The 23,022-nt window shown below is 36.7% G+C and carries 18 protein-coding genes; 10 read left to right on the top strand and 8 right to left on the bottom strand.

Translation table 11 applies throughout. The features are described from left to right. Positions 1-29 precede the first annotated feature (29 nt). The gene (locus MHI04_RS22275; protein WP_342535196.1) at positions 30-1,220 is read right to left on the bottom strand and encodes an MFS transporter; all 1,191 of its coding nucleotides are present in this window, start codon (positions 1,218-1,220) and stop codon (positions 30-32) included. Between the two features lie 354 nt (positions 1,221-1,574). On the opposite strand from MHI04_RS22275, the gene MHI04_RS22270 reads away from it, so the two are divergent. The 3 genes from MHI04_RS22270 to MHI04_RS22260 all read left to right on the top strand — a co-directional run bounded on the left by MHI04_RS22270 (position 1,575) and on the right by MHI04_RS22260 (position 8,672). Continuing rightward, positions 1,575-2,387, top strand: coding sequence for an MBL fold metallo-hydrolase (locus MHI04_RS22270; protein ID WP_342535787.1), 813 nt, complete (start codon positions 1,575-1,577; stop codon positions 2,385-2,387). A 572-nt stretch (positions 2,388-2,959) separates the two neighbouring features. Next, positions 2,960-4,792 (top strand): S-layer homology domain-containing protein, encoded by a 1,833-nt coding sequence (locus MHI04_RS22265; RefSeq protein ID WP_342535195.1) that lies wholly within the window; start codon positions 2,960-2,962, stop codon positions 4,790-4,792. 76 nt (positions 4,793-4,868) lie between these two features. After that, entirely contained in the window at positions 4,869-8,672 is a 3,804-nt protein-coding gene (locus tag MHI04_RS22260) for a chitobiase/beta-hexosaminidase C-terminal domain-containing protein (RefSeq protein WP_342535194.1), read from the top strand. A gap of 272 nt (positions 8,673-8,944) precedes the next feature. Here MHI04_RS22260 and MHI04_RS22255 read toward each other — a convergent pair whose 3' ends face one another. Then, a complete protein-coding gene (locus MHI04_RS22255) occupies positions 8,945-9,910 on the bottom strand; it encodes a tRNA-dihydrouridine synthase (protein WP_058844092.1) in 966 nt (321 codons plus the stop codon). 281 nt (positions 9,911-10,191) lie between these two features. Here MHI04_RS22255 and MHI04_RS22250 point away from each other — a divergent pair, with 281 nt between their 5' ends. Together MHI04_RS22250 and MHI04_RS22245 are read left to right on the top strand one after the other, a co-directional pair. Further along, positions 10,192-12,066, top strand: a complete 1,875-nt coding sequence (locus tag MHI04_RS22250) for a leucine-rich repeat domain-containing protein (RefSeq protein ID WP_058844093.1) — start codon at positions 10,192-10,194, stop codon at positions 12,064-12,066. 226 nt (positions 12,067-12,292) lie between these two features. Further along, entirely contained in the window at positions 12,293-12,946 is a 654-nt protein-coding gene (locus MHI04_RS22245) for a peptidylprolyl isomerase (RefSeq protein ID WP_089933336.1), read from the top strand. A 78-nt stretch (positions 12,947-13,024) separates the two neighbouring features. Here the strand turns inward: MHI04_RS22245 and MHI04_RS22240 are convergent, their stop codons facing one another. Continuing rightward, positions 13,025-13,357: a BRCT domain-containing protein gene (locus tag MHI04_RS22240; protein WP_036127155.1), complete on the bottom strand. Its 333-nt coding sequence runs from the start codon at positions 13,355-13,357 to the stop codon at positions 13,025-13,027. A gap of 106 nt (positions 13,358-13,463) precedes the next feature. Here MHI04_RS22240 and MHI04_RS22235 point away from each other — a divergent pair, with 106 nt between their 5' ends. Continuing rightward, complete coding sequence (locus tag MHI04_RS22235; protein ID WP_036127153.1) at positions 13,464-15,008, top strand: histidine kinase N-terminal 7TM domain-containing protein; 1,545 nt, start codon at positions 13,464-13,466, stop codon at positions 15,006-15,008. A gap of 58 nt (positions 15,009-15,066) precedes the next feature. Here the strand turns inward: MHI04_RS22235 and gnd are convergent, their stop codons facing one another. Genes gnd through MHI04_RS22215 form a run of 4 tightly spaced genes read right to left on the bottom strand, consistent with a single transcriptional unit; the run spans position 15,067 to position 20,120 of the window. Then, positions 15,067-16,467, bottom strand: coding sequence for a decarboxylating NADP(+)-dependent phosphogluconate dehydrogenase (gnd, locus tag MHI04_RS22230; protein ID WP_101966860.1), 1,401 nt, complete (start codon positions 16,465-16,467; stop codon positions 15,067-15,069). Positions 16,468-16,492: 25 nt separating this feature from the next. Next, positions 16,493-17,839, bottom strand: coding sequence for a GntP family permease (locus tag MHI04_RS22225; RefSeq protein ID WP_036127149.1), 1,347 nt, complete (start codon positions 17,837-17,839; stop codon positions 16,493-16,495). Between the two features lie 15 nt (positions 17,840-17,854). Further along, entirely contained in the window at positions 17,855-19,396 is a 1,542-nt protein-coding gene (gene gntK / locus MHI04_RS22220; protein WP_101966861.1) for a gluconokinase, read from the bottom strand. After that, a complete protein-coding gene (locus tag MHI04_RS22215; RefSeq protein ID WP_036127145.1) occupies positions 19,389-20,120 on the bottom strand; it encodes a GntR family transcriptional regulator in 732 nt (243 codons plus the stop codon). Before MHI04_RS22215 ends, gntK begins: the two co-directional genes overlap by 8 nt. A 239-nt stretch (positions 20,121-20,359) precedes the next feature. Between MHI04_RS22215 and MHI04_RS22210 the strand changes: the two genes are divergently transcribed. After that, a complete protein-coding gene (locus MHI04_RS22210; RefSeq protein WP_058844097.1) occupies positions 20,360-20,572 on the top strand; it encodes a hypothetical protein in 213 nt (70 codons plus the stop codon). 181 nt (positions 20,573-20,753) lie between these two features. After that, positions 20,754-21,029, top strand: a complete 276-nt coding sequence (locus MHI04_RS22205) for a hypothetical protein (RefSeq protein WP_036127166.1) — start codon at positions 20,754-20,756, stop codon at positions 21,027-21,029. Positions 21,030-21,095: 66 nt separating this feature from the next. Here MHI04_RS22205 and MHI04_RS22200 read toward each other — a convergent pair whose 3' ends face one another. Further along, on the bottom strand, positions 21,096-21,587 hold the full coding sequence (locus MHI04_RS22200; protein WP_036127141.1) for a hypothetical protein: 492 nt from the start codon (positions 21,585-21,587) through the stop codon (positions 21,096-21,098). Between the two features lie 157 nt (positions 21,588-21,744). Here MHI04_RS22200 and MHI04_RS22195 point away from each other — a divergent pair, with 157 nt between their 5' ends. Both MHI04_RS22195 and MHI04_RS22190 read left to right on the top strand, forming a co-directional pair. Continuing rightward, on the top strand, positions 21,745-21,894 hold the full coding sequence (locus MHI04_RS22195; RefSeq protein ID WP_230593948.1) for a hypothetical protein: 150 nt from the start codon (positions 21,745-21,747) through the stop codon (positions 21,892-21,894). Positions 21,895-22,684: 790 nt separating this feature from the next. Continuing rightward, on the top strand, positions 22,685-22,828 hold the full coding sequence (locus tag MHI04_RS22190; protein WP_271911930.1) for a hypothetical protein: 144 nt from the start codon (positions 22,685-22,687) through the stop codon (positions 22,826-22,828). Positions 22,829-23,022 lie beyond the last annotated feature (194 nt).

Raw genomic sequence — 23,022 nt, 5'->3', positions numbered from 1 at the left:
TAATGCATTTTCAATTGTTTCTATCATTTTTATGCTGATTTCTCTAGTTTTTGATCTAAATGGTGACTAAGAAAAGTTAGCAAACTTGCACAGACGGCAACAATCCCACCGACCCATGTAACATTCATTAAATTTCCCTGATGATAAACAATTCCACCTAATGCAGAACCAAAAGCGATACCTACGTTACTTGCTACGGGCATAAGTGATGCAGCCAATCCTTTTGCACTGGGTTGGTAAATTTCAGCGAGGTCTATTAAATAAAGCTGAGTAGATGTTGTTAAGAGGATAGCCATTAATGACATTAAGCCAATATTGACCAGCCCTAAAATAAAATGATTTGTAGTCCAAAATAAACTTGTCAGAACAATAGCCTGCACAAGAAAAACAAAGCGAAGGCGACCGATAGCATTATGACTGGCAATTTTACTGGCGAGGATATTGCTGAAAATCGAAATAAACCCATAACCAAATAAGATTAGACTAATAGAATTATTTGGTGCTCCCATTCCCTTCAAAATAGGAACAAGGTACGTAAAGACAGCGTAAGTTGCCCCAAATCCTAGAGCAGGAATGAAAAAGGCCATTAAAATACGTGGCTTGATCATTAAAGAAAACTGATCCCGTATCGAACTACGTACTTGGCTGAGTTGATTAGGTAAGACAAAAAAGGATGTCAAAAACGCCAAACCACCTAGAAAGGTTGTTAACATGAAAGTGGCATTCCAACCATACCAGTCTGCGATTACAATACCAATTGGCACTCCAACGACATTTGCTAGTGTGAAACCACCAAAAACAAATGATATAGCAAGTCCGCGTTTGTTTATCGGCATGGTTTCGCTTGCAACAATCATGGCTAGAGAGATTAATACTCCTGTTACAATCGCTGTCATAATACGAAGTACAAGCAGCATGATGTAGCTCGTTGAAATGACGCAAAAAGCATTGAGGACGATGAAAGAAAGGATCAAAAACAACATCCATTTACGCTTTGGAAAATGACTTGTTGTTGACATCACTAGTGGTGTGGCAATAGCAAATGTAATGGCAAATGCAGAAACGAGTGTGCCTGCTTTTGCATTAGTCATTTGAAGGCTTGAGGAAATATCAGTTAAGATTCCGACTATAACAAATTCGCTTGTCCCAAGCACAAATGTTAATAGTGTAAGTGTTAAAATGAGTGACCAATGTCGCTTGGATAATTGTGAGTGGTGCATAGATACCTCTTTCTAAGATGAATATAAATGTGTAGTAGATAAACAACCTAAACATCATATCATAAAATATTTTAGCGAGAAAAAATCTTTCTAGATTAAATCGGAATGAATGGATTCTCAAAATCGACAAAACTACAGAGAAATCACATTCTGTTGCTAATCCTAAAGGATATCAATAAAGATGCTTTTGTATTAAATATGTACATAAAAAATAATTCCTAGTACCTTCCACTTTTCCTTAAAGAAGGAATTTACTGATTTTGCTCGAACTCTATAAATAAGAAATTCCTGTTCAAAATCTAAAATACTCACTTAAAGATGCTCCCTTTTAAAAGGGGAAAAGGAAGGTTCATGATGATTCAATTCCAAAAAGATAATATTACTGTTTTTCAAAGTGCATTGTATATGACTACTTCGGCTATCATTCAAACGAATGAAGCGATAATTATGACAGATCCTAATTGGTTACCTAGCGAAATTGAGGAAATTCAGGCTTACATAAACAACATGAAGGGTGATAAGCAACTATATATTATTTACACTCATAGCGATTTTGACCATATTATTGGTTCAGGGGCCTTTCCAGGAGCAAAGGTAATTGCATCTAAACAATTTGATAAAAACCCGAACAAAGCAAAAGGCATTCAAAAAATCAAACAATTTGATCAAAGTTATTATATACAGAGGAGCTATTCCCCTGTATATCCAACAGTAGATATTGTCGTTTCAGAGGATGGGCAAACATTAGAGTTAGATTCGATAACTATGACATTTTATCAAGCACCTGGTCATACGGATGATGGTTTATTTACAGTGATAGAGCCGTATGGGCTATTTCTTTCGGGAGATTACTTGTCAGATATTGAGTTTCCTTTCATCTTTAGCAGTTATAAAGACTATGTCAATACTATTCGTAAAGCTGAAGATATTTTACTACATCATCAAATAACAACCCATATACCAGGACACGGAACGACAACACAGAACCAACAAGAAATCCAAAAAAGGATTCATTTTTCTAAACATTACTTAGCACAGCTTCCGCAGGATAACGGAGAGTTAGAGAAATGTTTAAGGGAAGAGTATTCGTTTTTTGAAGGAATGAAAAGCATTCATACTGACAATAAAAAGATGGTCAATAAAGAATGTTCAGAAGAGAATCTGTAGTCAATAATCTTTTGAGATGTATTACAAGTAAAACAAAAAGGAGATTGGTTTAGTACCCATAGAAAAAACACCTCCACGTTGAATGTTTTGTATTTAATACCCGTTTTTCAACGAAAGGTGTTTTTATTTGTCTCCTTTTTTTAGGTCAGTGCGAGATGGATACGCATTGTCTTTTTTTCTGAGTATTATCTACGTTCAGGCAAATGTGCCAACTCCTCGTATATTTCAGCCTTCCCGTACAAAAGTTGTAGAGGTTTTACTTTTGTGTCGGGCCTTTCAATGTCTAATAGAGGTGAGGGCACAATTGCGCTTCAGTTCATGTGAAAATGTAATTACAGAAAATGAGGTTTTATTATAAAACTACTATTCTAAATAATATTGTAAAAGTTTAATATAAACATTTTACAAAAAATTTAGAATATTAATATTAAATAACAATATATTTATTATTTTTCTGTTAAAATTACTATGTTAAACAATATTTTGGCAATGTTTAATAATTACAATTAATTGTATTGATTGGATTCAAAATCATCCTTATTAAATAGGAATGGGGAGGTATTACTCTAAGTATGCGTAAATGGGGAAAATCGAAGTATTTAAAAGCAATAACAGCAATGGCATTAACGGCTTCAGCGGTAGTAGTAGCACCGATTGCATCTGAAGCTAGTAGTTTCAAGGATGTACAACGAACGCATCCATTTTATGACGAGATTAAAAATTTAAATGATCGTGGCATTATTAATGGGTTCCAAGATGGGACATTTAAATCTGAGCAAAACGTAACACGTGGACAAGCTGCTAAAATTATTGCGGGTGTATTAGGACTGGATACATCGAATGTTAGCAATCCAAACTTTAAAGATATTCCTACTAATCATGTATATTTTGGTGCAATTGCTGCATTAAAGGAAAAGGGGATTATTAATGGTTATGAGGATGGAACATTCCGTCAGGATGAATTTATTCAACGTAACCATGTAGCAAAAATTTTAGCGAACGCTTTTAATTTAAAAGCTTCAAATACGAATTCATTACCGTTCACTGATGTGCGTGCAGATTATAAAGAAGCGATTGCTGCTTTATATGAAAACAACGTAACGGCTGGTAAGACAGCTACATTATTTGATGGTTCTTCCAATGTAACACGAGGACAACTGGCTGCATTTATTACTCGTTCAGAAGCTGTTAGTAATCCGACTACTCAACCTTCTCAAAGTGTAACGTTTAAAGTTGAAAAATATACAGCGAATGAAATTGCTATTAATGGTAAAACTTATTTATTTGGTGATTCAGTAAAGTCAATTTTTACAACTAAAAATAAAACCGCACTAACAGGAGCAAAAATTACAGCAACTATTGAAAATGGGATTATAACAAAAGTAAATAACGTTGTTTTAAATAAGGCAGGTTCAGCAGAGATGGGCGTTGTATTCAATACAAATGCAACGCTCGATTCGATAACAATTAACGCAGATGGTGTGACTGTTAAAAATGTATCAGTTACAGGAAATGTAATCATTACCTCAAATGTTAAGAAGAAAATGGAATTTGATGGTACTACAATTACTGGCGATTTAATTATAGCTGATGCAATAGATGGTCAAAGTACACTTGTATTGAAAATCAAAAATTCGCACACAGAAAAAGTACAAGTCAAGCGTCATAATATGTCGATTGTGACGGACACGGTGATTCCAGAAATTATCATAGCAGCTCCCATTGCTGCTATAAATATTGACGGATCAGCAACGAAGGTAACAATTGAATCTACGACAAAATTGAAAATGACTGGGAATGTAAAGTTTGAACGATTGTTGCTTCCTACGGCAGTGGAGTTAGAATTGAATGCTGTTGGTTTAGTGAAATATTTAACGGTTCTAAACGCTGATGCTCGAATTACAATCGGTTCAGGTTTACTAATAAATGACTTGTCGATTCCAGCAGGTTCAACGGTAACAAAAATTATAACAAACTATGCCTCGGTTGCTTCCCAAATTAAAGCCATTATTGGAGGTTCTTCGCCAAGTACAGGGGTTCCAAATACAGGTGGAGGAAATGTGGCACCCGATCCGGTTATTCCACCAGAAAAAGTGAGTGAATTTAATGTAAAGAATGCGGAGGAATTAAAACAAGCATTAAATAAAGCTAAAGCAGGAGACTTGATTAGGTTAACAGCTCCAATGACTGCAGATGTAACGCTAACAGATTTAGTAATGATTGATTTGAATGGTCAAACCTTGAATGGGAATGTAACGCTAACAGCACCTACAGCTTCAGGGAGGTACTCTTTAATGCCATCTGGAAGTACTGGTACTATTGCAGGCAATTTAATCATTGATGCACCAAATGTGAATATCAGTTTAGATGGGTTAACCGTTGAAGGGAACACAATAATTGAATAATAACTTCTAGTAAATTCCTTTGTAAGATAGGGAAAAAGTTGATTGTATAGATAAAAAATCATAAGGAGCTAAACGAATGAAGAAATATGAATGTAATGTCGTTTCCAAGATAGCTTTATCATTTTTACTTGTAATTTCTATGATTTTGCCTTACTTAACAATTGCAAAGGCGGAAACGACAGAAGCTATTGGAGTGGGGGAATCGGTCAGTCAATTGGATCCAACTTCTGACTTAACAATTGCTGAAGCTCGTGCAGCGGTTGGAACGGACCGCACAGTCCAAATTCAAGGGACGGTTACGACAACACCTGGTAGCTGGGGAGGTAAGGCCTTCTATGTACAGGATGATTCAGCAGGAGTATATGTTTTCTCCAGTTCTCCAGAAGCAGGGAGCTTAGCTGTTGGAGATATTGTCAAAATCACAGGGAAAACGAGTTTATATAGCGGAGAGGTTCAATTTAATTCACCGATAATTGAACGAATTTCAACTGGGACAGCACCAGCGCCACAAACAGTGAATCTACCGATTGATGACAGTATGCAAGGTGAATTAATTACACTTGAAAATGTGAAGATTAAAGATTTAAAGCCATCTGGTACGTCTGGTACATTTGAATTTAAAGCAGTCGATGCAGCATATAATGAGCTGTTAATTCGCCATGATAACCGTACAGGCTATCAGTTCTCTCAATTTGAAGCAGATGGGTTCAATAACAATGATGTGATTACCGTGACAGGGATTGCTTCAATTTTTAACGGAACTTATCAATTAAAAACGTTAAGCTCGAAAAGCTTCCAATTATTATTAAATTATGAGCCAACACAAGTAGCAAATATTAAAGCTGTTCCAGCAACAGGAGAAATCTATGCAGGAACAAAAGTAACATTGTCTACAGATACACCAAATGCAACAATCTATTACACGATAGATGGTTCTGAACCGTCTACAGCTAGTATGGTTTATGATGCGGCAGCTGGCATTGTTGTCAATGAAGCAATGACGATCAAAGCATTTGCTACAGCAACTGGCTTAAACGATAGCGAAATTACATCCTTAAATTTTACAGTTAAAGATGCGCCATCCACTATTTCAATTACGGAAGCACGTCATAAAGAAATCGGACAAACTGTCATCGTATCAGGTATTGTAACAGCAAAATTAGAAACTGCTACAGCGCACATTCAAGATGAAGATGGTGCGGCGATAGCCATTTATCCTGTAGATAGTCTTACTGCTAATATCGGTGATCGGGTGACGGTGCAAGGTCAAGTAGCTGAATATAGCGGACTAAAGCAATTAATGAATATTTCGCTTGTTGGCATGCCTATTCCTTCGACAATACCAGAGCCACACATTATTAAAAGTATTGAGGTTGCAGAAGATAATGAGTCGAAATTAGTAACGATTAAAAATGTTGCCATTACTGGTTCAGGTCAAAACTTTACCGGAACAGATGATGTAGGCACATTTGCTATTTACGATAAAACACGTGACTCAGGTTTAGTGAGTGGAAAAACGTATGGGGAAATTACAGGAATTATTGGTCAATATACAAACCACCAACTGCTCCCGATACGCATTATTGAAGATGTAACAAAGGTTCAGGATATCAAAGCCTCTCACGTTGGGGGCGTAACAGCAGGCACGAAAGTCTCACTTTCTACAATGACAGAAGGTGCAACCATTTATTACACGGTGGATGGCTCAACACCAACTACAGCCAGTACAAAGTATACAGGAGAAATTCTTGTTAATAAACCAATGTCGATTAAAGCGATTGCGGTAAAAGAAGGTTTAACGAACAGTGCGATTGCTACATTTGTTTATGAAATTATTGATACTAAAAATGCAAAAATTAGCGATATTCAAGGGGCAAGCCATAAATCACCATATGTCGATTTAACGGTAAATGATGTAGAGGGAATTGCTACATTTGTTATCAATTCAACTAGCTTTATTATGCAAGAAAATGGGCCGACGTTCGATGGCGTAAAATCAACAGCAATCAAGGTAAATAAGTCGGCACATAATGTAAAAGTAGGGGATGTTATTAAAGTAGCAGGAAATGTAGTAGAAGCAGGTGGAAACTCTCGATTGACAGATACGCAAATTTCAGCAACAACTATTACAAAAACGGGTACGGCAGTAATTCCAGAAGCCCTTGTGATAGGGGAGGACCTTTTCCCACCTAATAAAATTATCGATAATGATGGCTTTGCCATTTTTGACCCACAAGAAGATGGCATCGACTTTTGGGAATCCATCGAGTATATGCGGGTATCATTCCCGGATGCGAGAGTAATTGGACCGATTTATAATAATGATTCACCAATTGTTGTACCGAGCACAACAAATAATACATTTAATGTGAATGGTGGTTTAAATATTGCTGCCGACGATTATAACCCTGAAAAAATTATGCTTGAAGGGGTTTCAGGGAAAAATTATGATTCAGGTGACCGTTTTAATGAAGCGCTTATCGGATTTGTAGAAAATTTTACAGATGGCTATCGACTGAACACGAATAAGGTCTTCCCAGAAGTGACAAAGGCAAATCTTCAACAAGAAGTGACGTATCTTGAACCAGTAGCGGACAAGTTAAATGTCGCTTCTTATAATATCGAAAACTTTTCGAATAATGTTGCCAATACATCAAATGAAAAAGTAGACAGAATTGCAGCGACATTTGTGAAAAACATGAAGTCACCAGATATCATTACATTAGTCGAAGTACAAGATAATGATGGGCAAATTGATTCAGGAAATGCTGATGCATCGGAAAGCTACATGCGATTAATTCATGCAATTAAAGCTGCGGGTGGTCCTGCCTATGATTGGATTGATGTCATGCCAATTAACAATACAGTAGGTGGTGCACCTGGTGGTAATATTCGTGTAGGTTACTTATATAACCCTACGCGTGTTTCATTAGTGACAGGTATAAAGGGAGTAGGTGACCAAGCGAATACGTGGACAGCAGATGGAGGTCTTGCCTTAAATCCTGGCTTTGTTGATCCATCAAAATTTGTAGATACACGTAAACCAATTGCAGCAGAATTTGAATTCCAGGAAGAGCGTGTAGTCATTATCGGAGCTCACTTAAATTCTAAAGGTGGGGATGGTTCACTTTGGGGGCCAACACAGCCGCCAGTGTTAGAATCAGTAACGAAACGTCTTCAGCTTGCTCAAGCCATCAATGACTTTATCGATAAAGGTCTTGCAATGAATCCGAATTTAAATATCATTGTAGCAGGGGACATGAATGACTTTGAATTCACACCAGCACTTGAAACGTTAAAAGGTGATGTTTTAACGAATATGGTAGATAAAGCCCCAGAAAAAGACCGTTTTACGTACTTCTTCCAAGGGAACAATCAAGTGTTGGATCATATTTTAGTTTCGAATAATCTTGCTGATGTTACCGAAATTGACTTGATTCACATTAATGCCAACTTTACAGAAGCACAAGGCCGTGCATCGGATCATGACCCAGTTTTAGTTCAAATTGATTTGAAGGCTGGGAAAGAAGAAATACCAACACCAATATTACCTGAAAATGTATATAGCTTTAATAACTACAAAACAGGTAAATTAATAGTGAATCGCCCAAGTGTTTCGTTAACGTTAGGGGAAAATACAAATATTAAAAATGGGATTGCGGTATTTAGTCAATATGCTGAATTCCATGGTGAAGGATTTGCGGACAAAACGGTAACGATTAGTCCCAAAAAAGGAAATGCGATTATTGACTTTAAAGGAACGAAAATGGGTGAAATTATTATTGAAGGGGAAAATGTAAAAGAAATTCGAAATTTACCTGTTGGAGCGAACATAACATATACTAAAGGAGCTTCGGAAGAGAAAATTAAGTTTAAATAAAAACTAAGGATGCTAAACACAAATTTTATTGGCATCATCATCTTCTGAAGCAAGTAATACATTTTTAATAGTTAGGCATATTCAGATTAAATGAATATGTCTATTTTTTTATTGTAAAGCTAGTCCATATGTTTATGCGGACACCACAGTGGACACAAATTTCTGCGTATTCGCACCCCCTTTTGAGGTTTAATGTGTATTACAAGTAAAGTAAAAAGGAGATTGGCTTATAGCCAGTCTCCTTTAGCGTATGTCGTATCTTATCTGAAGATTTACTCAGCAGTGTAGGCTGCTAGAAGATCACGTACTTCATCGGTGGAATTTGCATTTAGTAATTGAACTCGTAATTGACTAGCGCCTTTAAAGCCGCGCACATATATTTTAAAGAAACGTTGCAATGCTTTAAATGAACGCATTTCGAATTCCTTAGAGTAGTGATCATGAAGGTTGAGGTGCAAGTATAGTAAGTTAAGGTATTCTTTGGCGTTATGCTCTGACGGCTCTTTTTCAAAAGCAAATGGGTTTGAAAATACGCCTCGGCCAATCATGACTCCATCGATGCCGTATTGCTCCACTAGTTTTAGACCTGTTAAACGGTCAGGGATATCTCCATTGATTGTCAGCAACGTTTTAGGAGCAATTTCATCGCGTAGCTTTTTGATGTCTGCAATTAGTTCCCAGTGTGCTGCGACCTTGCTCATCTCTTCTCGTGTCCGAAGATGGATAGAAAGATTAGCTATATCCTGTTTAAAAATATGACTGAGCCACGCACGCCACTCTGCTACATCTGTAAAGCCAAGTCTTGTTTTTACACTAACAGGTAAGCCACCTGCTTTTGCTGCTTGAATTATTTCTGAGGCTAGTTCAGGGTGAAGAATTAAGCCGGCTCCTTTACCTCTCTCAGCCACATTATCGGCCGGGCACCCCATATTAATATCGATACCTTTAAAGCCTAGCTCTTTCATACCGATGCTCATTTGACGAAAATGCTCAGGGGTGTCTCCCCAAATATGGGCCACAATTGGCTGCTCATCTTCAGTGAAGGCTAAGCGGTTACGTACATTTTCGAAGCCGCCAGGTTGACAATAGCTTGTTGTATTGGTGAATTCTGTAAAAAATACATCAGGCCTCCCCGCTTCACTAATGACATGACGAAATACAACATCTGTCACATCCTCCATTGGTGCTAAAATGAAAAATGGCCGTGGTAAATCAAGCCAAAAATTATGTTGATGCATTGATGAAAATCCTCACTTTCGAAAATAATACCTTTGCAAAAAGATACCATATTTACTGTCCTTCTACATAGCTAGGGGCTTAGCTTGATACAAGAAACGGTATCTTATTTGAAAGTGGGAAATTTGATGAGAAGGAAAAGGGGAAAAACCTTGATAGATCCTCGCTGCCGTTTAGGGTCTTGAACATGGTAAAAGATATAATTAGTATTTCATAGAAATATTGACATTTATTTTTCAGACAACTAAGCTTAATGAAAAATAGAGCTGGGGAGGGACTGCCAGTGGAATTAATTCAACTAAATTGTCCGAATTGTAATGGGAAAATTGAATATAAAGAAGGGCAATCATTTAAATGTCCTTTTTGTGAAACTGAAATAATGCTGAAAGAAAATAAAGTCTATTATGTAGATCAAACGATTAATCATTATTATGGTACAGCTGCTCCTAATACAGCTACACGTCCCAAAACGAATTTAAAGGCACTTCTTATTGTACCGTTTGTCTTCTTGTGTGCCATTCTTGGGTATTTTCTTTTTAGTAGTAATCAAACAGAGCATGGAAACCGTGAAGAAATAGCTGTTCGAACAATGCCTGAAAGTGAAGTGCTTCTATTCTTTTTAAGGGACATTTTTGATAAGGGTGGAGCAATGCCAACTAAAGAAGAGATTGCAAGTATTCGATATTTGGCCCCCTACTATTCTGATGATCAATGGCATTTTGATTACAGTCTAGACGATCCATTTACAAATAAGGAAGCTGAAATTTCTACCTATATCATGATGGATAAGTTATTAAATACGCAAGAAATCGAACAAAAGGACTTTGAAGCCTTTACTGGACTAACTGTATTGAAGCTCATGAATGATTATGAAATAGCACAAAGTGAAAAGGTAAGCTTTCGACATCTGAAAAACTTAAAAAGCTATACAGGTAGCTTTAATGAATCATTTAGTAAAATTGCGGAATATTTTAGCGATAAGTCTAATATTGTAGAGCTCTCTATCCAAATTCGAAGTAATGAGGAACTTGCTTTATTATTAGAGTTTCCGAATCTCCAATCACTTGAAATATCTTATGTGACTGAAGAAGTTAAGGATTTTGAGCTTCTTAATAAATTGTCACTAAAATCATTGTCTTTAAAATTTTCCAATGATTTGAAGTGGTTGTCTACATTAACTGATTTAGAGTCGTTAGCGATAGACAATAGTGAAGCGACCGATTTTAGCTCCTTCTATTCACTGAATCAATTACAAGAATTGAAGCTTACATCGGTAAGAAATTTAAAAACGCTTGATTTTTTACAAAATATGCCTAACCTACAATCGCTTGATCTCGAAAATATGAACATTGCCAATTTAGAAAAGCTTAGAAATAAATCATCTTTGACAAAGCTACGTTTATCTTCTCCAGGTCAATTTGAATTGCTTGATATTGTGAACAGTCTGACATCACTCACTGAGTTATCATTAGCTGGTTATTATGGCGATACATCGCCGATTACAGCACCCAATTTGAAGAAGGCGGAGCTAAAGGGTTCTTTTATACAAAAGTTAGAGGCACCCACTTTAAAAGATTTGACTGTTTATATAAGTGGATCGGAATCGCAATTGAATGGTGCAGCATTTCTGAAATACCCACAGCTAGAAAAGCTTACAGTCAAGGAGTATGGGGTTTTCACGGGCGTTCGTTCCTTAAATGACCTACCTAGTTTGCAAACAATTCATTTTAACGAGACCATTTTTTATGAAGAAACAGGTGACTTATTCAATTTACAGCACGTAAAGACATTAAATTGTTCTGAATGCAATTTTCAATTTAATAGTCAACAACCATTAACAAACAACGTGCTGGAACATTTAACTTTGAATGATGTATCGATTCAAATAGGTAATAGTGATTGGATAGATGAGGTTGATAAGATCATGCCTTACTTTGCTGGTCTTTCAGCTTTACGTTCGTTCACATTACAGGATAGTTCACTTCAATCGTTACATTTCATGAAAAATTGGCAACAAATCGAGGTGCTTCATTTAGAAAATAACGCTATTTCAGATGTAGAGCCTTTAGTGAATATGCCTAACCTAAAAAGGCTATATATTTTAGGAAATCAGGTTCAAAATCAATCTGTTTTAGACAAAGGAATTCTCATTTATTAAAGTCAGGTGTATTTTTAACATGAACTCACTTAGTAATCAAATTAGGTACCAGTCATAAAGGAGGCTGGTACTTGTTTTTAATAGAATAAGGCTCGAGATGAGTATAGTATTACAAACTAAATATCGGGTCGATAAGGAAGAAACGATAGGAGTATTGGATTTATTTGTCTTAAGCAATCGGATAGTTTTATAATGAATAGATGGTTAAGTAGAGGAGCTGAAAAATATGTTCGCACGTAATAAAGGTGTTTATTTAGTGTTATCATTACTAGCAATCACTTTTGTTTTAACAGGCTGTGGTACCGCTAAAGACAAAGCAAAATCTGAAGGAGACACAGTGGATTATGCGGCGGAAGTGAAGGAAAATCCAATTGTGACGATTACGATGAGCAATGATGAAAAAATTGTCATTGAATTAGAACCTACTGTCGCCCCGAATACAGTCGCTAATTTTATTTCCTTAGTGAAAGAAGGATTTTATGATGGTCTTATTTTCCAACGTGTAATTCCTGATTTTATGATTCAAGGTGGAGATCCTTTAGGGAATGGTACTGGTGGACCTGATTATTCAATTGATGGTGAGTTTTCATCAAATGGATTTGACAATAATATGAAGCATGAACGTGGTGTTATTTCGATGGCTCGTTCGCAAGATCCTAATTCTGCAGGTTCACAATTTTTCATTATGGTAAAGGAAGCATCACATCTTGATGGGGATTATGCTGCTTTTGGGAAAGTGATCGAGGGTATGGAAACAGTCGATGCCATTGTTGCGGTTGAGCGAGATGCCACAGATAAGCCGCTAGAAGATCAGCAAATGAAAAAGGTAGAAGTGGATACAAAAGGCTTTGATTATCCAGCGCCTAAGGTCAATAAATAGTTAATCTAGAATTTATTGATAAAAACAATAATATAGACATAAAAGAGTATGTAAGAGGTGAAATCTTACATACTCTTTTTACTTGTCAATTTCCTTTGGTATTGAAATAAGCCATAAAAAATCGTCCTCTATCAGTATTTGGATGTCGTGCCCTTGAGTAACTAGCTGTTCAGCCTTATGCTGTTTGCTACTGATGCCACGACGTTTATCTCCAAGAATGACGAAATCCGTTTGCTGTGTAACAGCTCCCTGCAAGGACCCTCCACAGGCTTTTACTTGTTTGGCAGCCTCTGAACGGGTCATTGTAGAAAGAGCCCCTGTAAAAACGATTTGTTTTTTATAAAAGGGGTGTGTTAGGCTTTCGGCTGAATCAGGGTGGAAAATGATTTCTAGGTTGTCCTTATTCGTCATATGGGTACTCCTTAACATTCTCTTTTCATTTTAGATAATAAATAAATCCACAAAATTTTGCATGTATGCTACATTAAAAATAAAAAATTTAAAGAGGTACATACACATGAATTCGCAATTGACTGCTTTTATTACTCTTAGCTGTACATCGGGTTTTCTAAATTTGTATTTATGTTTATACGTATTTCTACAACGCTACAATTACGCAAAAATTGCGCAATTGTTTATAGGGTATACGGCGTTAATTACGGTATATTGTTTTGCCTCTGCTTTTGGTTTAATAGCTACAACACTGGACGCAATAAAGTTTTGGACAGCCATTCAATATGTAGGCATGGCTTTTTCAACACCGCTCGGTTTATTGTTTATCATGCAATATTTGGGCTTTCATTTGTCAAGGAAAAAGATAATGGCCCTTCTAGCTATCCCTTTTATTAGTTTAATAATGGTTGCTACAAATGATATGCACCATTTTCATTATAAGATATTTGAAGTTGATCCCGTGTTAGGGGCTCCTTATGTTTATCAGGAAATCGGTATATGGTACATCATTCATGGTATATTTACGTTTGGCTGTATGTTTGTATCCTTTTTACTAATAGTAAAGTATTGGAAAGAAACAAGTAAAACTTATCGCCAACAACTGATTGCCTTAATGTGTGGTCAGTTAATTCCTATGATCACTGCTTTTATATACTTATTGGGTCTAACACCTCAAGGGGTTGATCCTGTTCCAATGGTCTTATGGATTTCTTCTCTGTTGTATTTATGGTCTATTAATTCCTCCCGTTTATTTAGTGTAATGCCTGTTGCCAAAGATGCTATATTCCAAAGTATCAATGATGGGGTCATTGTGTTAGATGAGTCGTTTCGATTAATAGAGTTTAATCAAGCATGTAGCAAGGTGTTCCCTCAACTAACTCGGTCTATGTTTGGTGTGGATTTTAGGAAGCTATGGCTTGAAGTAACTGGGCAAACGATGCCATTTACATTAGAGACGACGATGAATACGCAAGAAATAGAGCTTGATCTTATGAGTCATACTTACCAGGTACGCATATCAGCGCTACGGCATGTTAATCATGGTAATGGGCATTTACTCATTTTTACCGACATTACAGAGTTAAAGAAGCTACAACGGATGTTAGAACAACAGGCTTATTATGATGAACTGACACAAATCTATAATCGTCGAGCATTTTTTCAACAATGTAATCAAGCCTTCAGCGAGATAAGAGCATCATCAACAGCATTTACAGTAGTATTAATGGACATTGATTATTTTAAAAGTGTCAATGATACGTATGGTCATGCTGTCGGCGATCAGCTACTTGTTCATGTTGTACAGGTTTGTCAGAGTCAACTGAAAAAAGGCGAGCTTTTTGCAAGATATGGTGGTGAGGAATTTGTTCTTGCACTCAAGGGCTATTCATTGTCTAAGGGGGAAGCATTAGCTAAGCAGCTCTGTCACTGTGTAGAAACACAACCTCTTATGACTATTGAGGGGGCTATTTACGCTACTATTAGCTGTGGAGTGGCTGAAGGAACAAATGAAGAAGATACATTGTATCAGCTTTTAAATAAAGCGGATAAGGCACTGTATGGAGCAAAGCAAGCAGGGCGTAATCGAGTACATGTTTATTTAGAATAAAAAAGGCTAAAATATACGATCATTCATGGAAGGAATGATGTATATTTTAGCTTTTTAATTACCAATTTGTATGGAAAACACCTTCTGCATCAGTACGTTCATACGTATGGGCGCCAAAATAATCACGTTGTGCTTGTAACATGTTCGCATTAGATGAGCCTGTTCGATAACTATCGTAATATGTGAGAGAAGCACTTAGACATGGGAACGCATTACCTGCTTGAATGCCTTCACAAACTATTTTTCTTAAGCCGTTTTGATAGTCCTTTGTCTTTTCTGCAAAGTAAGAGTCAATTAGTAAATTATCAAGTGTAGGTTGCTGTTGGTAGGCTTCACTAATCACATTTAAAAATTCTGCACGAATAATACAGCCACTGCGGAAAATTAAGGCAATATCCTTTAATGGCAAGTTCCAGTTGTAAAGCTCAGATGTCATTTTATATTGTGTGAAGCCTTGTGCATATGCACAGATTTTACCCATATATAAGGCTTGACGTACGTTTTCTATCCACACATCTTTATCTTGATTTTGTGGATTGTAGTTCGGCCCTGACAGTATAGCTTCAGCTCGAACCCGCTCCTCTTTTAATGATGAAATATAGCGAGCGAATAAGGCTTCTGTAATAATCGATGTAGGGATACCGTTATCAATGGATTGCATACTAGTCCATTTTCCAGTACCTTTTTGACCTGCTTTATCAAGAATCATATCGATTAGTGGTAAACCTGTTACTTCATCCTTTTTTCTTAAAATTTCAGCTGTAATTTCAATCAAATAGCTTTTTAATTCGCCTTGATTCCATGTTTCAAAAGTATCAGCAATTTCCTCAACAGATAATCCTACATTTTTTCTTAAAAACGTATAGGCCTCAGCAATTAGCTGCATATCTGCATACTCGATCCCGTTATGCACCATTTTAACAAAGTGGCCTGCACCTTTAGGACCTATATACGTACAGCATGGTGTAACATCCACTTGTGCTGCGATTTTTGTAAGTATAGGTGCTACTTTGTCATAGACCTCCTGATCACCACCAGGCATGATAGATGGCCCTGTCAATGCGCCCACTTCACCGCCTGAAATCCCAATTCCTAAATAACCGATTTCTTGTGCTTTTAATTCATCATATCGACGCTCTGTATCTTGATAGTGAGAGTTACCACCGTCCATAATAATATCGCCTTTTTCAAGGAATGGCACTACAGATTGAATAACGGAATCAATAGCCTTCCCAGCTGTCACCATCAAAAATATCTTTCTTGGTTTTTCTAAAGATTGTACGAACTCTTCGATATCATAGTAAGGAGTAAGCGCTTGTCCTTCGACCTTTTGTAGTAGTTTGTCGGTTAAATCTCGTGTGTAATTATAAACGGCCACTTGCTCGCCCTTATTAGCCATGTTTAAAGCAATATTACTGCCCATAACACCTAAACCAATAACGCCTATTGTATTTAACATTGTGCTCGCTCCTTTTTTACATTTCTTAAACGAATAAACTAAGTAATAAAATAAATCCTAAACCAGCTACAGATACAATTGTTTCTAGCAACGTCCATGTAGCAAACGTTTCCTTCATGCTTAACCCAAAATATTCTTTAAACATCCAGAAACCAGCATCATTGACATGTGAAGCAATTAAGCTTCCTGCACCCGTTGCCAGCACAACCAAAGCGAGATTCACGTCACTTTGACCTAACATTGGAATGACTAGCCCTGCTGTTGTTAAAGCAGCCACTGTAGCAGACCCCAATGAAATACGTAAAATAGCGGCAATTATCCACGCCAGTAAAATCGGTGATAAGGTAGTTCCATGGAATAGCTCGGCAACGTAATCCCCAACACCCCCATCGATTAATACCTGTTTAAAGGCGCCACCGCCCCCAATGATTAAAAGCATCATACCGATATGTGAAATGGCTGTTGTACAGGATTCCATTACCTGCTTAATCGGAATTTTTCTGGCTATTCCCATTGTATAAACAGCTACTAATAAGGAGATTAGCATGGACGTACCAGCTTCACCGATGAAGCGGATACCTGCTAAGAGGCCATTATCTTCAAAGCCCATTGTTTTTTGTAGCAGTGTAATAATAGTGGCAAGGGACATTAAAATCACAGGTAATAGTGCAGTGAAGACACTTATGCCAAAGCTAGGGGTATCCTCTAATTCAAATGTTTTTTGTTCACCTAAAGAAGCAATATTCCCAGTTTTGTTGAATGATTCAGGCACTAATCTTTTCGCCAACTTTGTAAATAATGGCCCTGCTAAAATAACGGTTGGAATGGCGATGATAAAGCCATAAAGCAAGACCTCACCAATATTTGCCCCGAATTCACCAGCGATGACGGTTGGTCCTGGATGTGGTGGCAAAAATCCATGTGTGACGGATAAGGCTGCTGTCATAGGAATTCCTAAATATAAAATAGAAACTTTTAATTGTCTTGAAATGGCGAAGACAATAGGGATTAATAGCACAAGCCCTACTTCAAAGAAAAGAGCGATACCGATAATAAAGGATGCGGCTACAACGGCCCATTGGATGTTCTTTTCACCGAATTTGTTTACAAGGGTCATGGCAATGCGCTGGGCACCGCCTGAATCCGCAATTAACTTGCCAAGCATAGCTCCAAGTCCAAATATTAATGCTAAGTGACCTAGCGTACCACCTAATCCTGCTTCAATCGTTTTCACGATGACATCTAAAGGCATGTCGAGAGCCAATGCCACACCAAATGAAACAATGATTAATGAGATAAATGTATTTAATTTAAAGCCCATGATTAAAATTAATAGCGCAATAATACCAATACCTACAATAACTAATGGCATGTATTCTCCTCCTCTTTAGTCGGGCTTAATTAAGCTCCTTTGATAATGAGCAATTGACGCATAATCATCTGCTAACACTCTAGATAAACGAATGAAAATGGGGAGCAATTGTCTATATTCTTTGGCCGCCTCTTCGATTGGGGTATGTTTATAAGTGTCACCAACCATATCAGCGACAACATCAAAGGAATCAATTTTTCCAATCGCATATAAGCCTAAAATACAAGCACCGAGACAGGAACTTTCATAGCTTTCAGGTACTACTACTTCCGATTCAAAAATATCAGCCATCATTTGTCTCCAAATCTCAGAGCGTGAAAAACCACCTGTTGCTTGGATACGTGTGACAGGGCTTTCCATACACTCGAGTAATGCTAAATAGACCGTATATAAATTGTAGATAACCCCTTCGAGAGCGGCTCGTATCATATGTTCTTTTTTATGTGACATTGTTAAACCGAAAAATGAACCACGTACATCTGGATTCCATAAAGGTGCACGTTCACCTGATAAATAAGGATGGAATAGCAGTCCATCAGCACCAGGTCTTACACGTTCTGCAATTTTTGTTAACACTTCATATGGATCAATACCTAGTCTTTTGGCTGTTTCGATCTCAGAAGAAGCAAACTCATCACGAATCCAGCGTAATACCATACCACCATTGTTTACGGGTCCGCCGATAACCCAATGATTTTCTGTTAAGGCATAACAGAAAATTCTACCTTTCACATCTGTTTTGGGCTTATCGATAATAGTACGGATAGCACCACTTGTCCCAATTGTGACAGCAATTTCACCTTCTCTAATTGCGTTAACACCTAAATTGGACAGTACGCCATCACTTGCACCAATGATAAACGGTGTTTGAGGATCAATACCAATTTGTTTAGCTAAACGGACATTACAGTTAGAAAACGATTGCGTTGTAGGTACAAGAGTCGATAATTGTGCTTTCGTAATACCTGCTATGGCTAAAGCTTCTTCGTCCCAATCTAATGTATGGAGATTCATCATACCCATACACGAAGCTAAAGAATAATCCACAACGTATTGATCGAAAAACTTCTTAAAAATATATTCTTTAATGCCAATGTATTTCTTTGTTTTTTGAGCGATTTCAGGATGCTCGTTTACAAGCCAAGTAATTTTGCTTAATGGAGACATTGGATGAATAGGTGTACCAGTTCTTTTATAAACCTCATGTCCATTCCATTCATCTTTAATTTTATGTGCCCATGCCTCACTACGATTATCCGCCCAAGTGATAACAGGTGTTAAGGGTTGATCATCCTTGTCTACAGCAATAACACTATGCATAGCACTACTAAAGGAAACAAATAATAATGATTTGTCAGAATGGACTTTCATAATGTGGGTAATGGCTTGCAGCACAGCTTGAAAAATCTCTTCTGGATTTTGCTCAGCTGTTGAAATATCAGGTGTATATAATGGATACCCAATATTCTCTTGTTGAATAACCTTGCCTTGTTCACTAAATAATACGGCTTTGGTGCTAGTAGTCCCTATATCAACACCTAACATATAGTTAGTCATTTTGTGGCTCAACCCCTTTAGATAGCATTTGCTGTGACCGCCATAGATCTTCTACCTTGCCTTGAACATCATCAAAATTTTCATGTAAGGATTTAATCATGAGCTCTCGATCTTTTGCTCTGATCGCATCAATATACAGCTCATGGTTTTTCACAATACGAGTGAAATCCTCATATTTTTCTTGGAAGCGCATGCGCATAGATAACAAAATAAGGCCTTCCATTACTGGCTTTAAATTATTCCAAATCATCGTCATATAAGAATGATCGATGGAACGAATAATTGCCTCGTGGAACATAACATCCTGATAAGAAAATTCGTCGGCATCGTTATATTTAATGGCAACCTTCATCATTTCTAATGTTTTGCTCAGCTCTATTGCTAAGCTAGTTGTATCCATTTTTATGAGACGTTCAAACACGAATGTTTCAATCAACAGACGAACATCATAAATTTCTTCAATTTCTTTTTCTGATAAACCAATGACAACAGCGCCCATTTTCTCTAATCGAATGATATTTTCAGACGCTAGTATTCTTAAGGCTTCACGAATAGGTGAACGACTTACTTCAAAATCAGCTGCTAGTTTGTTTTCAGAAAGAATGGTACCGCTTTCAATTAAGCCTGAAATAATGCGCATTCTAAGTTCATAGGCTACACGATCGCCTGTTGAAGCTTTAGAAAGCCATTTTTGTGGGTATAAATAGTCCTTAGATTGGCTCATAAAATCACCCTTTTTGATTTTGAGTATACTTGTATACAAGTATTATAGTCAGAAAGAAAATAAGATTGCAAGCGACTTACTAACAATTAGAAATGGAAAAAAGCCTCAACACTATACTTAGCTAAATAAAAAATTTAATGCACATTGTTTTCTTGCTCTATGGACAAACTTGAGAATGAAAAGTTCATAAAACATTTAGTCGATGTTAGAGCTTTTCAAATACTCGATGGAGGATGGTTATGTCAAATATGAAAACAAATCGTAACAATGCAAAAGCAACTGGAACGAGTAGTGCAAACAAATCAAATAAACAGCGTCAAAAACTCCATCAGGAAGAGTTTGGAGCTGAATTTGAGCTTGATGCGTCTTCAGCACAGGTCAATAATTTTGCTGAAACACAAGGGAAAACAGGCATCAAGCAACCTGTCAGTGAACGGACTGCATGGCACTAATTGATATTTGACAACTATTCATGACATTGGGAAAAGAACTAAGGCAGCGGATGCCTTAGTTCTTTAAATATCGCCTGGGAAATATTGTGTTGGGAGGATTATTTACCATACATATTTTCGAATCAATTCATAATACTACATCTAGAACAATGAAATTTTTTAAGAAGGGAAGATGTATACATTGGCTAAACATTCCGATACAAGTTGGAAGCAAGATCATCCTAGTACATTGTTTAGTAACTCAGTGCTAAAGGCAGATCGTTTGTTGAAGCATGCTAAATTACATCCAGAGGAAATAGCGTTAGAGCATGCTTTCAATCAAATAAAGCATGCCGAAAATGCACGTTTCAATGCAGAGCAATATGGTGAACATTTAGATATTGTGCAGCAAAATAAAGAAAGCCTAGAGCAGATTAAACAGCAATTACATGAAATGAAAGATGATATGAATAGGTAATCACAGAGGAAAGCGGCTTAAATTCTCGTAATGAGGTTTAAGCCGTTGCTTATTTCAATGATGAGGTTAACACCAAACAATGATTTCGTATGGTGTGGTTTGGGCAGGAATGCTCCGAGTGGTAGGTCCATAAAAGACAATGAGGTTTCGATTGGCAGGGCTTTTAGAAAAGGGCTGCCCATTTTTAAGCGAGATAACAGTAGTAGGAGAAAGGTTTAATTGCAATAGGCCATCACTACTTAGCAATTGATGATTAAAAAAATCTACCTTTACATTTTGATAGTTGCTATCTTTAACAATAATTAAAGCACGATATTGGGGTGGATAAATCATTGGTACAGGTGCATCCCCATCATAATAGCCTGTGACCCATTCCCCTGTCGTAACGATTTCATGATGAACAAAATAAGTAGAAGGAGAAATAACAAAGTTGACGACCCCGCCAGCTCCATCTTCTAAGGTCATCATTTTATAACAACCTTCCTTATCCCCGTTTTGCCCTACTGGAAAATCACTGATTTGTGTGACGACACCACGAAAAGATTTAAAATTGACCATAGTCATTCCCTTCTTACATAATTCTAAATTGTACCGTATCATTTTAATGTATGTAGTATAGGAAATTTAGGTGACAGGCAGTAACTAGGGATTACTATTTTTTATGAACCCATCTATACTGAAAATGTTTACTATAAAGCTAGAGGAGTGGAATCTATTGAAGTGGATTTCTAAAAATAAGAAAATCTTTCTGTTTTTAATTTTTGCTGTCATTGTTATTGCTGGTGTACTCGATATTAAATATGAGGGATTATTCTTTCAGCTATTACCTACATCAATACAAACATTTTTAGCTGATTTATTTTAGCATGTTGAGAACCGTACCTAAAAGAGTGCGGTTTTTTCATTAGGATGATCTTTATCCTACATGTAACCAATTAAATTAAAACGAAAACATCATAATGGATTTTCTGTTGTTTGAATAGTGTAGAATAAAAAATGACATAGTAAAAAGGAAGTCCATGATCAATGGACAAATGGACATTAGCACTTGAAACATTCTTGAAAGATTGGAAAGATCGAGGGGATGTCGTAGGAGCACTAGTTTGTGGGAGTTATGTTACAGGGTAACCCTCAAAACGCTCTGATATCGATATACATATTATTTTGGCAGATCATGTGGAGTGAAAAGAAAGAAGCAATCGAGTAGTGAATGGCTTTTTAATTGAATACTTTGCGAATCCACCAGCTCAAATTCGAAAGTATTACCAAGAGATTTTAATAGACGGAGAACCATGTCGATGTTGCAATTTAAAACAAGTAGAATAGTATTTAATTATACTAGAATAATAAAAAAACTAAAAATTTGAAGCAGAAGAGTGGCTCAAAAAAATATAAAGTAATGAATAAAACAGTAATAGAAATAAAAAAATATGGAGTATGGAATGCACTGGATAATTTAAAGGACTGTTATGAGCAAGAGAGAAAAGACTTTAACTTTACCTATCATAACGAATTAGCAAATTTGTTTATGGAGTACTGTCAGTTTTTGAATGTAAAAATAGTTCCTTCTTGTCAAATCTATGCCCTATCTTGAAGATCCAATCTATTTTCAAAAATATAGTAAGCTAGCATTTCTAGATGTGGCTTTTAAAAACATGTTTGTCCATGCAATGCAGGAGGACAATGCACAACAGATGATGACATTATATGAAGCATTAGTCGATTATGTGTTACTGCAAATGAGTGGTTTTCATAGTGATGGTTGGCATATTGAAAGCCCAATCGACAGTGTATCTTGAAGAATAGGGAGCTAGTTCAAAAACAAGACGGGCTGCCTATCGCTATGTTATTATAGAGATATAATAATAAAAAGAATCTATTTTTTATGAAAATGTCAATCATTTTTAGGGCGATTATTCCATAAAGCTTAAAAAAACCAAGTTTTAACTAGAATAAAAAGTGGTTTTTTTGCTTGAGTTATGAATGGAAAGGC

This window comes from Lysinibacillus sp. FSL K6-1151 (assembly GCF_038630755.1).
Classification (GTDB): Bacteria; Bacillota; Bacilli; order Bacillales_A; family Planococcaceae; genus Lysinibacillus; species Lysinibacillus fusiformis_D.
This window is presented reverse-complemented; position numbering and strand designations above follow the sequence as displayed.

Bases quoted from the DNA above. Each gene is read 5' to 3' on its own strand.
- MHI04_RS22240 (WP_036127155.1), bottom strand. From the start codon at position 13,357: ATGACGAATAAGGACAACCTAGAAATCATTTTCCACCCTGATTCAGCC.
- gnd (WP_101966860.1), bottom strand. From the start codon at position 16,467: ATGTTAAATACAATAGGCGTTATTGGTTTAGGTGTTATGGGCAGTAAT.
- MHI04_RS22260 (WP_342535194.1), top strand. From the start codon at position 4,869: ATGAAGAAATATGAATGTAATGTCGTTTCCAAGATAGCTTTATCATTT.
- MHI04_RS22225 (WP_036127149.1), bottom strand. From the start codon at position 17,839: ATGCCATTAGTTATTGTAGGTATTGGTATTATTGCGCTATTAATTTTA.
- MHI04_RS22265 (WP_342535195.1), top strand. From the start codon at position 2,960: ATGCGTAAATGGGGAAAATCGAAGTATTTAAAAGCAATAACAGCAATG.
- MHI04_RS22215 (WP_036127145.1), bottom strand. From the start codon at position 20,120: ATGAGCCAATCTAAGGACTATTTATACCCACAAAAATGGCTTTCTAAA.
- MHI04_RS22255 (WP_058844092.1), bottom strand. From the start codon at position 9,910: ATGCATCAACATAATTTTTGGCTTGATTTACCACGGCCATTTTTCATT.
- MHI04_RS22190 (WP_271911930.1), top strand. From the start codon at position 22,685: ATGTTTGTCCATGCAATGCAGGAGGACAATGCACAACAGATGATGACA.
- MHI04_RS22270 (WP_342535787.1), top strand. From the start codon at position 1,575: ATGATTCAATTCCAAAAAGATAATATTACTGTTTTTCAAAGTGCATTG.
- MHI04_RS22210 (WP_058844097.1), top strand. From the start codon at position 20,360: ATGTCAAATATGAAAACAAATCGTAACAATGCAAAAGCAACTGGAACG.
- MHI04_RS22275 (WP_342535196.1), bottom strand. From the start codon at position 1,220: ATGCACCACTCACAATTATCCAAGCGACATTGGTCACTCATTTTAACA.
- MHI04_RS22235 (WP_036127153.1), top strand. From the start codon at position 13,464: ATGAATTCGCAATTGACTGCTTTTATTACTCTTAGCTGTACATCGGGT.
- gntK (WP_101966861.1), bottom strand. From the start codon at position 19,396: ATGACTAACTATATGTTAGGTGTTGATATAGGGACTACTAGCACCAAA.
- MHI04_RS22245 (WP_089933336.1), top strand. From the start codon at position 12,293: ATGTTCGCACGTAATAAAGGTGTTTATTTAGTGTTATCATTACTAGCA.
- MHI04_RS22200 (WP_036127141.1), bottom strand. From the start codon at position 21,587: ATGGTCAATTTTAAATCTTTTCGTGGTGTCGTCACACAAATCAGTGAT.